Here is a 14,552-nt window from a genome sequence, read left to right on the forward strand (position 1 = left end):
CATGTACGGCAATCCAGTCGTCAACACGAGGCTGTCAATAGCCGACCCGGAACGTCGCGTCCTGCCTCTCGGTCGCCGTCGAGACCGGGTCGATCCGCAGCACGTAGTTCGAGTGCCGGACATACCGGTCGGGGAAGTTGTACGACCGGAACGACGACCACGACGAGTCGGCCAGCCCGGCCACCTGGGTGAACGTCGCGTCCGCCCGGAAGGTGGCCGTCCCGTCGTCGGCCGCCAGCACCAGGGCGTAGTTCGAGTGCCGCAGATACATCGACGGGTAATTGACCGAGCGGAACGAGACGCCCGACGAGCTGGCCAGGCCGGGCACCAGAGTCCAGAGCTGATCCTGATACGGGTCGAAGGGGTACACGTCGATGCGGGCCGCGTTGCTGGCGTGCCGCACGTACCGGTCCGGGAAGTTGTACGACTTGAGCCGGCGCCACGCGGGCGTGCCGAACTGGGAAGTGAGCCCCGACAACTCGCCCGCCGTGATCGGTGTGATGCCGAGGTGCTTGGAGTTGAGCGGCTGCGTGTAGGCCCGGTCGTTGAGCAGGCTCCACGAGCCGCCCGGCACGTTGGTGGACTGCCAGCAGAAGAAGCGGCCGTTCGGGCTCCACGTGTCGCCCCACATGTGCCACGTGTTGGCGGTGTTCGACTTGACGATCTGCGGCGCCTCGACACCGCGGCCGGGGCCGATCGCGCCGGTGTAGACGCTGAAGCTGCCCGGGTTGAACGAGCTCGACCGGGTGCCCAGCAATGTGCTGTTGGTGTTGTTCTTGTAGTACATGTAGTTGACCCCGCCGACCGTCACGAAGTTGCCGTCGATCGCGTCGTAGCCGGGGTCGAAGAACACCTGCCCGGTCGTGGCGGTGCGGAAATCGGTGGTATAGCTGACCATCAGCACGTTGTGGCCGCCGACGACCGACGAATAGACGATCGCGTACTGGCCGCGGGCCGCGTCCCACACCGCCTCCGGCGCCCACGCGTGGGTGGCCAGGTTGTGCACCTTCAGCAGGCGGTAGTTGGTGAACGTACGCAGGTCGGCCGAGTCCCAGACGTGCAGATACTGACTCTGGTAGGCCCAGTCGGTGCCGTTGAGGTCGGTTGCGAGCACGACGAACGTGCCGTCCTGCTTGCGCAGCAGGAACGGGTCGCGCAGGCCGCCGCTGCCCGAGGTGGGGTCGGCCACCGGCCGGTTCTGGTTGAGCGGCGTCCAGTTGAGCCCGTCCGAGCTGACCGCCAGGTGCAGGTTGTAGCTGGCGGCGGCCATCGTCGGCGACTCGGTGAAGTAGGCCATCGCGTAGCCGGTGTAGGTGGCGGCGTTCACGGCGCCGGGCCGGACGAGAGCAGCGGCGTTTGCGGCGCCGGGCCGGACAAACGCAGCAGCACCCGCGGCAACGCCCGCGGAGAGAAGCGTCCGGCGCCTCATCGCGGAATCGCCGTTCCGTGGCGGCACCCCGAGCACCCGACGGACGTAAGCCCGGTCCAGGTGTTGAGGTCGCTGCTGGTGGCGGTGTAGATGCCGCCGCCCGTGCTGTACCGGTCGACGTAGATGCGCCAACTGCCGTTGTCCAGCCGCACCAGCGACGGGCCCTCGTAGCCGCTGGACCACAGCCGGCCCCGGTTGACCCAGCCCTCGGTGAGGTTGGCCGTGGTCGTCCAGTGCTCGATGTACTTGCCGGTCTCGTCCTTGGTGAACGCGTGCCACGTGCTGCCCGACTTCACCACTGAGGTGTCGATGTGGTTGGTGCCGAGACCCCACATCTGGGCCGGCCCGCTCCACGAGGTCAGAGCGGAATTCTGCGCCGTGTAAACGTACGGGCGGAAGCAGTTGGAACAGGTTGTGGCGGCCACGCTGGTGATGATGCGGACGGTGCTGCCCTCGACGTAGAACTCGGGCGCCCAGGTGAAGCGGGTGTTGGCGATGCCCGACGGCACGCTGGCGGTGTTCGTCCAGCTGGTCAGGTTGGTGCTGCTCGCGATGTTGAAGTACGTCGAATTGGTGGTCCAGGACTGCACGGTGTACGCGATGTAGTAGCGCCCGTTGTGCTTCAGGATGCTCGGATCGCGCAGGACGCCGGTCGGCCCGTGGAAGTTGGTGTCGGCCAGCACGCTGTAGCTCGTGCCGCCGTTGGTCGACTGGTAGAGCCACAGCTCCTCGTCGGCCTGCGCGTCGCCCTTGAAGGTGGCGTAGACCAGCGTGGTGGCGGCGTTGGCGGGCGTGGGGACGACAAGGACGGCGACCGCGCCGAGCAGGGCGGCCAGCCATCGGGACAGCATCTTCATCGCGCTCCTCGGTGGTGTGAGCGTTAACATCGACGCAGATGCATGGTTTCGGCAAAGTCGACCCAATGTCAAGGGGGCACACCGTCCGGTGTGCCCCCTTGAACTGCCTCAGACCGTGGCGGCCGGCTCCTCGTCCGGCCCCGGCTCCGGTGGCACTTCCGGCTCGGGCTCGGGCGGATTGTCGCTCAGCTGCTCACGGACATAGACGTAGACGACCGAGATCAGCGCGGCCACCGGCACGGCGAGCAGGCTGCCGATGATGCCGTGCAGGCTGCCGCCGAGCGTCACCGCCAGCAGCACCACCGCCGCGTGCAGCCCCAGCCCCCGGCTCTGCACCATCGGCTGGAAGACGTTGCCCTCCAGCTGCTGCACCAGAATGATGATGCCGAGCACGATCAGCGCGTCGACCCAGCCCTCGGAGACCAGCGCGATCAGCACGGCCACGAAGCCGGCGAAGAGCGCGCCGACGATCGGGATGAAGGCCGTGATGAAGGTGAGCACGGCCAGCGGCAGCACCAGCGGCACGCCGACGATCCACAGGCCGAGGCCGATGAAGACCGCGTCCAGCAGGCCGACGAAGGCCTGCGAGCGCACGAACGCGCCCAGCGTGTCCCAGCTGCGGGTGGCCACGGCCGGCACGTCCTCGGACAGCCGGCCCGGCAGCTGGCGCGACAGCCAGGGCAGGAAGCGCGGCCCGTCCTTGAGGAAGAAGAACATCAGGAACAGCGCCAGTACGGTCGTGATGACGCCGTTGACGACGGTGTTCACGCCGGTCAAGGTGTAGTTGACGATGTTGCCGGCGCTGGACTGGATCCGGTCGACGGCGGCGTCGAGCGCGCCGGTGATGTCGTCGTCGCCGAAGTTCAGCGGCGGGCCGGCCGCCCACTCGCGCACGCTCTGGATGCCGTCGACCACCTTGGTCGAGAGCTCACCGGACTGCGAGGCCACCGGCACGGCGATGACGATGATGATGCCCGCCATCACCGCCAGGAACAGCACGGTGACGAAGCTGGCCGCCAGCGCGGGCTTCCAGTGCCACCGGTAGCGCAGGAACCGGGCGATGGGCCAGGTCAGCGTGGTCAGCAGCAGCGCCACCACCACCGGCCAGATGACCGACCAGGCCTTGCCCATGAGCCACAGCACGACCCACGCCATGAGCAGCACGAGCAGTGTCTGCGCGGAAAGAAAGGCCGAGGTCCGTAACGCGGACCGCGCCTTGTCGGGGTTGAGCTTGGCAGGCATGCCGATCACCTTAGAGAGCGGCACGCGAGCCTGCTGGGCTACGCCCCCGGGATCACGCGACGATTTTGCCTTCGGACAAGAATGGACCCATGCCGTACGGGGTGCTGGGTCCGACACTCGCCGGCCCGGCCGTGGCCGCGGGGGGCGCGCGGGTGCGGGCGTTGCTGGCCCGGCTGCTGCTCGACGCGGGCCGGGTGGTGCCGCTCCCCCGGCTCATCGACGACCTCTACGGCGAGAATCCACCGGCCGGGGCGGTCAACGCGGTGCAGTCCAGCGTCTCGCGGCTGCGGCGTGAAGTTCCCATTTCGTACGACGGTTCGGGCTACCGGCTCGATGTCGGTCCCGACGAGGTGGACGTTCACCGCTTCACCCGGCTGGCCGCCGACGGACGTTCCGCACTCCGCACGGGCGATTTCGCCGCCGCCGCCTCGCTTCTGACCGAGGCGCTGGCCTTGTGGCGGGGTGAGGCGCTGGCCGACGTCCGGTCCGCACCTTTCGCCGTGGTGGCGGCCGACCGCCTGGAGGAGCAGCGCCGCCAGGCCGCCGAAGACAGGATCGAGGCCGAATTACACGTACGCCCCTCGGCCGACGCCGAAGGCGAACTCCGCACGCTGCTGGCCCTGGCGCCGCTGCGGGAGCACACGTGGGCCCTGCTCATGCGGGCGCTGGCCGCGGGCGGGCGCCCGGCCGAGGCGCTGGCCGCCTTCGAGGAGGCCCGGCGGGTGCTCGCCGAGTCGCTGGGTGTCGACCCGTCACCCGAACTGCAGGCCGTCCACACCGGCATCCTGCGCGGCGACGCCGGCCCGGCTCGTCGTCGGCTGCCGGCTCAGCTGACCAGTTTCGTGAGCCGGCCGGAACTCGACCGGGCCCGCGAGGCGCTGCGCACCGCGCGCCTGGTGACCCTGGTCGGGCCGGGCGGAGCGGGCAAGACCAGGCTCTCGCTCGAGGTCGCGGGCCGGCATCCCGGCGAGGCGTGCCTCGTCGAGCTGGCCGGCATCGGGCCGGACGACGTGGCCCGGTCCGTGCTCGACGCGCTCGGGCTGCGTGACACCGGACTGCGCGACCGGTCGGCCGGGCCGGACACGCTCGACCGGCTGCTGGCCGCACTGTCCACACGCGAGCTGCTGCTGGTGCTCGACAACTGCGAACACCTGCTGGGCGCGGCGGCCGCTCTGGCCGGACGGCTGCTCGTGGCGTGCCCGGGGTTGCGGGTGCTGGCGACCAGCCGGGAGCCGCTGGGCGTGACCGGTGAGGTCCGGGTGCCGGTGGCCGGGCTGCCGATCGAGGCCGGGGTGCGACTGTTCGCCGAGCGGGGCGCGTCGGCCGCCGGGTTCGCCCTGACGGCGGCGGACGAGGCGGCCGTGCGCCAGATCGTTCGTACGCTGGACGGTCTGCCCTTGGCTCTGGAACTGGCCGCGGCGCGGCTGCCCGTGCTGCCGGTGGACGAGCTGGCCCGCCGCGTCGGCGACCGGTTCCGCGTGCTGTCGCGCGGCAGCAGCACGGCCGAGTCGCGGCACCAGACCCTGTGGAATCTGGTCGCGTGGAGCTGGGACCTGCTCACCCCGGGAGAGCAGTCGCTGGCGCGCGACTTCACGGTGTTCCGCGGCGGGGCCGGGCTCGACGCCATCGAGCAGGTGTGCGGGCTGGGCGCCGAGACCCTGGACGTGCTGGACGGGCTGGTCAGCAAGTCCCTGATCGAACGCGATGGCTCCCGGTACCGGATGCTGTCGACGATCCGAGCCTTCTGCGCCGCTCAAGGGCCCGCGTCGGCCGACCGCCACGCCTCCTACTTCCTGCAGCTGGCCCGCACGGCCGACGCCCACCTGCGCGGGCCGGACCAGCTGATCTGGCTCGACCGGCTCGACGCCGACCGCGACAACCTGCACGCGGCGGTGCGGCACGGATCCGGCGAGGTGGCGCTGCGGCTGGTGGCGGCGCTGTCGTTCTACTGGTGGCTGCGCGGGGCCCGTGGCGAGGCGGCGGCGCTGGCCGGCGAGCTGCTCGGCCGCGTCGGGCCGTCGGCGCCACCCGGCCTGGCCGAGGAATACCTTCTGTGCCGGTTGAACGCCGGGCCGTCCCAGCGTGACGAGCACCCGGCTCGCTATCTGCAGACGCTGGACCGCCCGCCCGCGCAACCCTTCCTGCTGTACCTGTCGGCGTTCGCCGCGGGCCCGCCGGAATCGACCGACGACGACCTGATGGAGGTGCAGGAGAGTCTGCGGGCGCGGTTGCGCGGCTCGCCGTGGTGCGAGGCGCTGGCGTCGGTCGGCAGCGCCTGGATCGGCCTCTTCCGCGGCGACCCGGCCTGGGCCGAGCGCGAGTTCGCCCTGGCCCTGGTCAGTTTTCAGGCGCTCGGCGAGCGCTGGGGCATGATGCTCGCGCAGTCCGGCCTGGCCGAGCTGGCCATCGCCCGGGGGGACCGGCAGGCGGCTCGCTCGCCGATGGACGAGGCCCTGCGGCTGGCGGCCGAACTGCACTCCGACGTCGACCTGGCCGAGATGCTGCGCACCCGGGGCGACGCCCGCATGCTCGGCGGCGACCCGGACGGCGCCGCGGCCGACTTCACCGAGTCGATGGCCCTGGCCACGGCGTGCGGCGCGCCCGAGGTGGTGGCGTCGTCCCGCCTCGGGCTGGCCCGGCTGGCCCTGCACCAGGGCGACCGGGCCGAGGCGCTGGAGCTGGCCCGGATCGCGCTGGCCGAGTGCCCGAGCGGCTGGTACACGGCCGACGGCGTACGCCTCAGCATCAAGCTCGTCCTCGGGCAGGCCGCCGCCGATCCGCAGGAGGCCGCCCACTGGTACCGCCAAGTCGTGGAAGAGGCGTCCGGCCCGGACGCCATCAACGTCGTAGCTGCCGCCCGCGCCGCCCTGGAGTCTTTGTGAGCACTGTCCGCCTGCACAAGGTCAAGCGCCCCGGCGGCGTCTACTGGTTCGGCTTCGAGCAGGTCGCTCGAGATGCCGACGGCACCTGGCTGCGGGCGCCGATCGGGTCGCCCTGGCACGCGCCGCACGAGGACGGCACCTCGACCATGCCGGTGGTGGTGCTGCTGGCGACGGGCCGCCCGTGGGCCGCGTGGTGGGTCGGCGACCCGGCCGGCCGGCGGCTCGAGATCGACGTCTGCTTGCCGCCTTCGACGACCGACGACGGCTGGCGGTACGTTGATCTGGAGCTCGACCCGGTGTGGCACGAGAACGACGGCCGGGTCGAGATCGAGGACGAGGACGAGTACGAGGAGTCCTGGCGCGGCGGCTTCATGAGCGCCGACGACGCCAAGCTGGCCCGGGTCGTCGCCGAGGGCTGCGCCCAGCTGCTGCGCCGCGACACCGAGCCCTGGCTGCGCCGCGGCTGGGAACTGCTCGACCAGGCGTAACCGCGGACATGTTGACTGAATCAATATTGACGTCAACACGATCCAGTCAACACGACTGACGGCGGCCGTCAGCGGCTCGTGCGTGGCTCGTCAGCGGCGGGCGGCAGCCTTCGGGGCATGACAGACATCGCCATCGCGGCCGAGGGGCTGCGGAAGACTTACCGGGGTGTGGCGGCGCTCGACGGGTTCAGGCTGAGCGTGCCGGCCGGGAGCGTGTGCGGACTGCTGGGGCCGAACGGGGCGGGCAAGACCACGGCCGTACGCATCCTGGCCACGCTGCTCAGCTTCGACGCGGGCCGGGTCACGGTGGCCGGGGCCGACGTCGCCCGGCAGCCCGAGCAGGTGCGCGAGCGCATCGCGCTGACCGGGCAGTACTCGGCGGTCGACGGCTCGTTGACCGGGCGGCAGAACCTCGTCCTGTTCGGGCGCCTGCACCACCTCGGGCGCCGCGCGGCTCAGGCGCGGGCCGACGAACTGCTCGAACAGTTCGACCTGACCGGGGCGGCCCACCGATCGGCCACCGAGTACTCGGGCGGCATGCAACGGCGGCTCGACCTGGCGGCCAGCCTGATCCGCTCGCCACGGGTGCTGTTCCTGGACGAGCCGACCACCGGGCTCGACCCGCGCAGCCGCAACCAGGTGTGGGACACCGTCCGCAAGCTGGTCGCCGACGGCACCACCGTGCTGCTGACGACGCAGTACCTCGACGAGGCGGACCAGCTGGCCGACCGCATCTCGGTGGTCGACACCGGCCGGGTCGTTGCCGAGGGCACGCCGGACGAGCTCAAGGCCGCCATCGGCGCCGACCGCCTCGAGGTCGTGATCCGCGAGCACGACCGGCTGACCGACGCGGCCGCCCTGCTCGGGCGGATCGGCTCGGTGGACGTCGACGCCGACACCCGCCGGCTGCGGGTCGCCGTCACCGACCGGGTGGCCGCGCTGGTCGAGGCCGCGCGGATCCTGCGGGACGCCGCGATCACCGTCGACGACCTGGGCATCCGGCGCCCCACGCTCGACGAAGCCTTTCTTTCCCTGACCGGCCACCGCCCCTCCGCTTCCGCCCCTGAGGAGAACTGATGACCACCGCCCTCGCCGACGGCTGGGTGATGACCGGCCGCTACCTGCGGCACGTCGTCCGCGAGCCCGAGCAGATCATCCTGTACTTCTCGCTGCCCATCATGTTCGTGCTCGTCTTCGGGTACGTGTTCGGCAGCGGCATGGCCGTCGGCGGCGACAGCTACCGCGAGTACCTGCTGCCCGGCGTTTTCGTGATGACTCAGCTGTACGGGCTGGGCGCCACCGCCACCGCCATCTCGCTCGACATCAACCGCGGCGTGGTCGACCGGTTCCGGTCGATGCCCACGGCCCGGTCCGCGCTCATGGTCGGCCGGAGCACGGCTGATCTGACTCGCGCCGTTCTGGAAATGCTCGTGCTTGTGATCTGCGGCCTGCTCGTCGGGTGGCAGTGGCACCGCGGGGCCGGCGCCGCCCTGGCCGCGATCGGGCTCATCCTGCTGCTGCGGCTGGCGCTGACCTGGGTCGGCATCTATCTCGGCAGCGTCGTGCCCAACCCGGACACGGTCAGCCTGATCGTCTTCCCGCTGGCCTTCCCGCTGACCGCCCTGTCCAACGTCTTCGTGCCGCCGGAGGCCATGCCGGCCTGGCTCGGGGCGATCGCCGAGTGGAACCCGATCTCGGCCACGGTGTCCGCCGCGCGGGAGCTTTTCGGCAACCCCGGCGCTCACAGTGAACACGCCATCGCTCTGGCCGTGGCCTGGCCGGTGCTGCTGCTGGTGATCTTCGCCCCGCTCGCGGTGCGTCGCTATCGCAAGCTCGGACGGTAATCAGCCCTGAGATTCGGAGCGCATTTGCCAGGCGTCACCGATAAGTTCTTGCAAGCGCGTAGTTGTCACTTCTGGTAGCCGAAGCATCACCAAGGGCAGTCCGTCGTACGAGGGAATGGTGAAGAACAGCTCTGGTTCGCCCAGAACCAGGGCTTGTTTCTCGGCCTCGTCACCCACATAAAGAACGGCGATATCGGTGCGGATGACACGCGGCTTACCCGGCTCACGCTGCGGATACGACCAGACGAAGCCCCGATTGTGCACCCGGAAGTCGAAGCCGTCGCTGTCGATCTCGACGACATCGGGCAGGGCGAGCGCGAGTCGGCGTACATCGTCGGCGTCGGCCACCGGAAAACCCTTCGGCAAGTGTTCAGTCGGCGAACAGATGTTATGACACCTGAGCGGACTCCAAGGGTGTGTGCGTAGGATGCCTCGGCAGGTCGAAACAGCAGGGGAACCGAGGAGCACATGCCGCTAACTCCAGCCGACGTTCACAACGTGGCGTTCAAGAAGCCGGCGATCGGCAAGCGCGGATACGACGAGGAGGACGTCGACGCGTTCCTGGACGAGGTCGAGCAGGAACTGACGCGTCTCCTCGAAGAGAACCGCGCCCTGCACGACCAGGTTCAGCGACCCGGGCCGGGCGGCCCCGCCGCGGCCGGTCCGAACAGCCGGGCCCTGGAGGCCGAGCTCTCCGACCTGACGGCCCAGCTGGGCCGGCTGCAAGAGGCCCGCGCCCGCGCCGAGCAGAACGCGCGCAGCATGCAGACCCAGCTCGAGCGGGCCCGCCGCGAGACGCCGGCCGCCCCGGCCCCCTCGGCGAGCGACGGGCAGGACTCGCCCGTGCTGATGATGGCCCGGCGCACCGCCGACGACCACATGCGCGACGCCCGCAACGAGGCCGACGCGCTCATCGCCGGCGCCCAGTCGGAGTCCGACAAGGTCACCAGCGACGCCCAGCTCACCGCGAGCACCATCGAGAGCGACGCCCGCCGCAAGCACACCGAGGCGATGAACGGCCTGGTCGACAAGCGCAACGCGCTGCTCGACGAGATCGACAAGCTGGGCCGGCTGGCGCAGACCTACCAGCAGGCCCTGGGCGACCACGTCCAGCGGCAGCTGCAAGAGCTGGACAGCGCGTCGGGCCGCGACCCGCTCGACTGACACGCGCACGCGCCGTGGCCGGGGGTTGTCCCCGGTCACGGTAGATTCGCCGGATGAAGACGGTCAGCCGCCGGCTGGCGCTGTGGCGCGCGGATCTCGAGGCCGGGGTGTGCGCGGTGCCGGAAGAGGCGGCCGCCGGCCTGCAGCAGGAACGGGTCGTGGTCGTCCTCGACAACCGGCGCACCTTCGAGTGCGAGCTGCAGCAGGACGTGGAGTGGCAGCTCACCGGGCTCACCTGGCCCGAGATCTTCCGGCCCGGCGTGCTGGTCACCGTCACCTGGCATCCGGCGCGGCAGGACTTCGTGATCCGCAGCGAGCCGCTCGACGAGCCGCTCACCGTCGACGGCGTGGAGTACTTCCACGCGTACGACCCGAAGGTTGTCACCCGGGACTACGAGCCGGATAAATCGAATCGCGCCAAGGTCCTGCACACCGTCCGCAAGCTCGGCCGGGTTTTCGACGACGGCAGCGCCGTGATCAGCGAGGAGCTGCTGGCCAAACGGTTCGGCCGGGGCGCGAAGGCCGCCTTCCTGCTGCGCAACGCCGTCGACCAGCTCATCCGCGAGGGATTTCTGACCCGGGTGACCGGCAGCGTCGACTCGGCCGGCCACCCGTCCTATCCCGCCGTCGAGGGCGCCGCCGCGACCGAGATGGTGTTCTACGCGCCCATGGTCGAGCCGATCCCGGCCGAGTCGCACCGCGGCGACCACTGGGTCAGCGGCTTCATCCGGAAGCTCCCCCGCGGCGCCCAGCCCTCCGGCAAGCAGCAGGCCGCGGCCGAGAGCGCGGGCATCGGCCCCTTGGCGCCCGGCTACACCTTCGTCAAGAAACACCACCGCAACGGCTAAGTTCGGTTCATGGTGGATGACGTAGCGGCCCGGATGGCCTCGTCCGCGCGGGCCTGGCTCGAGCTGCTGACCGACGACCAACGGGCGATCGCCATGGGCGAAGGGCCGTACGCTGAAGGGACGGACAGTGAGCGGCGGCGCTGGTTCTACACTCCGACCGACCACGGTGGACTGACGTTCCACCAGCAGCGGCCCGCGCAGCAGCGCGCGGCCATGAAACTGGTGGCCTCCGGGTTGTCGCGGGCCGGCTACGTCACCGTGGCCACCACCATCGGGCTCGAGAACGTGCTCGACCACACCGAGGGCTTCGTGGCCCGCTTCGACCGCGAGCGCGGGCGCGACCCCGGGCTGTACTACCTGCGCGTCTTCGGCGAGCCGGACAGCACTGGGACTTGGGGATGGCGGTTCGGCGGCCACCACGTCTCGTTGAACAACCTGGTGGTGGATGGCCGATTGGTCTCGACCACGCCGTGCTTCATGGGCGCCGACCCGGCCGTGTCCGAGCTGCTGGGCGGGGCCGTCAACCGTCCGCTGGCCCGGGTCGAAGACCTGGCCCGTGAGCTCGTACGGTCGTTGAGCCCGGACGACCGGCGGCGGGCCGTCCTCTCCCCGAAGGCGCCGTCCGACCTGGTGACCGGCAACCGCACCGACATCGCCGAGGGCGACCGCGTCATCCCGCTGGCCGGCATCTGGCGCGACGAACGCTTCTCCGACCCTGTGGAGTGGGCCAAGCTGCAGAGCGCGAGCGACGCCATCGACGCCGCCGCCGCATACGGGGAGCCCGAGCATCGGTCGCTCGAATACACCGCTGAGCCGAAAGGCATTCCTGGAAGTGCCTTGAACGGCGAACAACGCGAGCTTCTGTACGCCTTGCTGGGCACATATTTCGGCCGGGTGCCCGAAGCGGTCTCACCCCTTTCTACGTACGACGATGCCGCGCTCGACCTCGTGCATGTGGCCTGGGCCGGATCCACCGAACCGGGGGCGCCGCACTACTACCGCGTGCAGGGCCCGAAGTTGCTGCTCGAGTGGGACAACACCCAGCGCAACGCCAACCACGCGCACTCGGTCTGGCGCAACCCCAGCAACGACTTCGGCCTCGACGTGCTGGGTGCGCACCGCCGCGCCCACCACTGAACGAGCCTCACGCCTCACGCCTCACGCCTCACGCCGAGCAGTCCACGCTGCTGCCGGTACCGGAAAAGCGGGCCGTCGGCACCTCCAGCGCATCGTCGCGCGTTGGAAGGCCCTTCGCGCGGGTCGTCGGCACCTCCGGCGCAACGTCGCGCGTCGAGCTCTACAGGTTGACGGCCGTTTTCACGAGCCGGGCGACTGCCTGGGAGCGGCTGTGTGCGGGCCAGGCGAGCACTGTGGTGACGTGCGGAGCGTCCGTGAGCGGGACGGCGACATGGGCGCTCCACAGCCAGGAGCGGGACGAGGCGCAGAGGACCGCCGACGTGTGCCCGAGGGCGATCAGCTGGGCCAGCTGCGACAGGTCGTTGATCTCGGGGCCGGGGCCGGGCTCGTAGGTGCCGTCCTGATTCGGCCAGCGAGCGACGGGCAGGCCGGGCACGTCGGCGATGTCGGCCAGCGTCAGAGACGTACGGGCAGCCAGCGGGTGCTCGGCCGGGAGGATCGCGACCTGTTGCTCGGTCAGCAGCTCCTCGGTGTCGAAGCCGACCAGCGCGTCGAAGGGACGCTGCATGAACGCCACGTCGGCCCGGCCGTCACGCAGCATCCGCGCCTGGTCGCCCATTCCGCACAGCACCACCTCAATCTCGGCCGCATCCGGCTCGGCGGCATGTGCGTCGAGCAGCTTGCGCAGCAGGTCGTGGTTGGCGCCGGCCTTCGTGGCCAAGGTCAGCCGGTTGGGAGCGGACGCCGCGCGCTGGGTACGGCGGGCGACTGCGGCCACGCTGTCGAGCAGCACGCGGGCCTCGTCGAGCAGCACCCGCCCGGCGTCGGTGAGCGCCACGCCGCGCCGGTCACGCTCGAGCAGGGTGACACCGAGACGCCGTTCCAGCTGCTGAATGGCCCGGGACAGCGGCGGCTGCGCGATGCCCAGGCGCTCGGCGGCCCGGCTGAAGTGCAGCTCCTCGGCCACCGTGACGAAATATCGGAGCTCGCGCGTCTCCAGCGTGTCCACCGACCGACGATAGCTCGGTGATACCGCCCAGGTATCACCGCTGACCTAAACGGTGTAAGGACACGGCCGTTTCGCGAGCCAGCATCGGCGTCATGAGCGACAAGAAGACGGCGCTGATCACCGGCGCCAACAAGGGACTGGGTTACGAGATCTCGGCCGGCCTGGCCGCACGCGGCTACCGCGTGGCAGTCGGAGCCCGCGACCGGGCCCGCGGCGAGGCGGCCGTGAAAACGCTGCGCGAGGCCGGCGCCGACGCCTTCGCCGTGCCCCTGGACGTCACCAGCGACCGCAGCGTCACCGAGGCCGCAGCCGGGCTCGACCGCCTCGACGTCCTGGTCAACAACGCCGGCATCTCGGGCGACACCGGCCCCGGCTGGGAGCAGGACCCCACCACGCTCGACCTCGACATCGTCCGCCAGGTCGTCGACACCAACGTGTACGGCGTGATCCGCGTGACGAACGCGATGCTGCCCCTGCTACGACGCTCGCCATCGCCCCGCATCGTCAACGTGTCGAGCAGCGTCGCCTCACTGACCTGGCAGTCCGACCCGGCCGTGGAGGTCGGCCCGATCATGGCCGCCTACTCCCCCACCAAGACATACCTGAACGCCATCACCGTGCACTACGCCCGCCGCCTGGCCGACACGAACATCCTGATCAACGCCGCCTGCCCCGGCCTGGTGGCCACCGACTTCACCGGCTACACCGGCCGCCCGGTCCCCGAGGCAGCGGCCACCCCGATCCGCCTGGCCACCCTCCCCGACGACGGCCCCACCGGCACGTTCACCAACGACGACGGCGTCATCCCTTGGTAATGCAGGGAGACGTCGTGGTCGGCGCGGCACCCTCACCGGCACGTTCACCCACGACGACGACGACGTCATCCCCTAGTGATGGCGGGTGACGTCGTGGTCGGTGCGACGGCCTCACCGGCACGTTCACCAACGACGACGACGTCATTCCCTGGTGATGCCGGGTGACGTGGTGGCCGGTGCGACGTCCGCGGCCGTCGACAACAGCACCCGGTACGAGCAGCGGCGCCTTCCGGCCGAGTGCCGTCACCCCGCCACCCGGCGAGTCCGGGTTGCCGACAGCACCCGGAATGTCCCGCTGGTCCGCTCCCTGGGTGCCGATGAGGTCATCGACTACACCGTCCAAGACTTCGCCCGGCCTCGCTCAGCGCCCGTCGCTCCCTCTTTCTCGGCGCCCACCTCCTCCGCCCGGACACGGCCTAGAGTGCCCCGGTGCAGATTGATCTGGTTGCCCTGATCGTTGACGAATACGACCCGGCCATCGCGTTTTTCACGGGCGTGCTCGGGTTCGACCTCGTGGAGGACTCGCCCTCACTGACCACCGACGGCCGGCCGAAGCGCTGGGTAGTCGTCCGGCCGCCCGGCGCCCAGACCGGCATCCTGCTGGCCCGGGCCGACGGCGACCGCCAGCGCGCGGCCGTCGGCGATCAGGCGGCCGGCCGGGTCGGGTTCTTCCTGCGCGTCGACGACTTCGACGCGACGTTCCTTAGGCTCACCGAGGCGGGCGTCACCTTCGTCCGCGAGCCGCGGGCCGAATCGTACGGGCGGGTCGCGGTCTTCCTCGACATTGCCGGCAACCGCTGGGACTTGCTGGGTTGACAGCCACCCACAACGCGAATG

General features: G+C 70.6%; 14 protein-coding genes. 9 read left to right on the top strand and 5 right to left on the bottom strand.

The window, feature by feature from the left end:
• Positions 1-34: 34 nt before the first annotated feature.
• From OWR29_RS14630 to OWR29_RS14640, 3 genes are all read right to left on the bottom strand, one after another.
• Entirely contained in the window at positions 35-1,327 is a 1,293-nt protein-coding gene (locus tag OWR29_RS14630; protein ID WP_267563342.1) for a glycoside hydrolase family 43 protein, read from the bottom strand.
• A 98-nt stretch (positions 1,328-1,425) separates the two neighbouring features.
• On the bottom strand, positions 1,426-2,286 hold the full coding sequence (locus tag OWR29_RS14635) for a family 43 glycosylhydrolase (RefSeq protein ID WP_267563343.1): 861 nt from the start codon (positions 2,284-2,286) through the stop codon (positions 1,426-1,428).
• 108 nt (positions 2,287-2,394) lie between these two features.
• Entirely contained in the window at positions 2,395-3,528 is a 1,134-nt protein-coding gene (locus OWR29_RS14640; RefSeq protein WP_267563344.1) for an AI-2E family transporter, read from the bottom strand.
• Between the two features lie 89 nt (positions 3,529-3,617).
• Here OWR29_RS14640 and OWR29_RS14645 point away from each other — a divergent pair, with 89 nt between their 5' ends.
• The 4 genes from OWR29_RS14645 to OWR29_RS14660 all read left to right on the top strand — a co-directional run bounded on the left by OWR29_RS14645 (position 3,618) and on the right by OWR29_RS14660 (position 8,742).
• A complete protein-coding gene (locus OWR29_RS14645) occupies positions 3,618-6,410 on the top strand; it encodes an ATP-binding protein (RefSeq protein WP_267563345.1) in 2,793 nt (930 codons plus the stop codon).
• A complete protein-coding gene (locus tag OWR29_RS14650; RefSeq protein ID WP_267563346.1) occupies positions 6,407-6,898 on the top strand; it encodes a ribonuclease FAU-1 family protein in 492 nt (163 codons plus the stop codon). Before OWR29_RS14645 ends, OWR29_RS14650 begins: the two co-directional genes overlap by 4 nt.
• Before the next feature lie 117 nt (positions 6,899-7,015).
• Positions 7,016-7,975: an ATP-binding cassette domain-containing protein gene (locus OWR29_RS14655; protein ID WP_267563347.1), complete on the top strand. Its 960-nt coding sequence runs from the start codon at positions 7,016-7,018 to the stop codon at positions 7,973-7,975.
• A complete protein-coding gene (locus tag OWR29_RS14660) occupies positions 7,975-8,742 on the top strand; it encodes an ABC transporter permease (protein ID WP_267563348.1) in 768 nt (255 codons plus the stop codon). The genes OWR29_RS14655 and OWR29_RS14660 overlap by 1 nt, the downstream gene beginning before the upstream one ends.
• Here the strand turns inward: OWR29_RS14660 and OWR29_RS14665 are convergent, their stop codons facing one another.
• A complete protein-coding gene (locus tag OWR29_RS14665; protein ID WP_267563349.1) occupies positions 8,743-9,090 on the bottom strand; it encodes an MmcQ/YjbR family DNA-binding protein in 348 nt (115 codons plus the stop codon).
• 150 nt (positions 9,091-9,240) lie between these two features.
• On the opposite strand from OWR29_RS14665, the gene OWR29_RS14670 reads away from it, so the two are divergent.
• From OWR29_RS14670 to OWR29_RS14680, 3 genes are read left to right on the top strand one after another with little or no spacing between them, the layout of a single operon-like run.
• Positions 9,241-9,906, top strand: a complete 666-nt coding sequence (locus tag OWR29_RS14670) for a DivIVA domain-containing protein (protein ID WP_438872594.1) — start codon at positions 9,241-9,243, stop codon at positions 9,904-9,906.
• Positions 9,907-9,959: 53 nt separating this feature from the next.
• On the top strand, positions 9,960-10,754 hold the full coding sequence (locus OWR29_RS14675) for a hypothetical protein (protein ID WP_267563351.1): 795 nt from the start codon (positions 9,960-9,962) through the stop codon (positions 10,752-10,754).
• 9 nt (positions 10,755-10,763) lie between these two features.
• A complete protein-coding gene (locus OWR29_RS14680) occupies positions 10,764-11,891 on the top strand; it encodes a DUF3500 domain-containing protein (RefSeq protein WP_267563352.1) in 1,128 nt (375 codons plus the stop codon).
• 160 nt (positions 11,892-12,051) lie between these two features.
• Here the strand turns inward: OWR29_RS14680 and OWR29_RS14685 are convergent, their stop codons facing one another.
• Complete coding sequence (locus tag OWR29_RS14685; protein ID WP_438872595.1) at positions 12,052-12,900, bottom strand: LysR family transcriptional regulator; 849 nt, start codon at positions 12,898-12,900, stop codon at positions 12,052-12,054.
• A gap of 92 nt (positions 12,901-12,992) precedes the next feature.
• On the opposite strand from OWR29_RS14685, the gene OWR29_RS14690 reads away from it, so the two are divergent.
• Positions 12,993-13,715: an SDR family oxidoreductase gene (locus tag OWR29_RS14690; protein ID WP_267563353.1), complete on the top strand. Its 723-nt coding sequence runs from the start codon at positions 12,993-12,995 to the stop codon at positions 13,713-13,715.
• Positions 13,716-14,144: 429 nt separating this feature from the next.
• Positions 14,145-14,531 carry a VOC family protein gene (locus OWR29_RS14695; RefSeq protein ID WP_267563355.1) on the top strand — a complete coding sequence of 129 codons (387 nt, stop codon included), beginning with the start codon at positions 14,145-14,147 and terminating at the stop codon, positions 14,529-14,531.
• Positions 14,532-14,552 lie beyond the last annotated feature (21 nt).

Source organism: Paractinoplanes pyxinae (assembly GCF_026626335.1).
GTDB classification, from domain to species: Bacteria; Actinomycetota; Actinomycetes; order Mycobacteriales; family Micromonosporaceae; genus Actinoplanes; species Actinoplanes pyxinae.

Coding starts and splice junctions, on each gene's coding strand:
- OWR29_RS14635 (WP_267563343.1), bottom strand. CDS start 2,286: ATGAAGATGCTGTCCCGATGGCTGGCCGCCCTGCTCGGCGCGGTCGCC.
- OWR29_RS14640 (WP_267563344.1), bottom strand. CDS start 3,528: ATGCCTGCCAAGCTCAACCCCGACAAGGCGCGGTCCGCGTTACGGACC.
- OWR29_RS14645 (WP_267563345.1), top strand. CDS start 3,618: ATGCCGTACGGGGTGCTGGGTCCGACACTCGCCGGCCCGGCCGTGGCC.
- OWR29_RS14655 (WP_267563347.1), top strand. CDS start 7,016: ATGACAGACATCGCCATCGCGGCCGAGGGGCTGCGGAAGACTTACCGG.
- OWR29_RS14660 (WP_267563348.1), top strand. CDS start 7,975: ATGACCACCGCCCTCGCCGACGGCTGGGTGATGACCGGCCGCTACCTG.
- OWR29_RS14675 (WP_267563351.1), top strand. CDS start 9,960: ATGAAGACGGTCAGCCGCCGGCTGGCGCTGTGGCGCGCGGATCTCGAG.
- OWR29_RS14680 (WP_267563352.1), top strand. CDS start 10,764: ATGGTGGATGACGTAGCGGCCCGGATGGCCTCGTCCGCGCGGGCCTGG.
- OWR29_RS14690 (WP_267563353.1), top strand. CDS start 12,993: ATGAGCGACAAGAAGACGGCGCTGATCACCGGCGCCAACAAGGGACTG.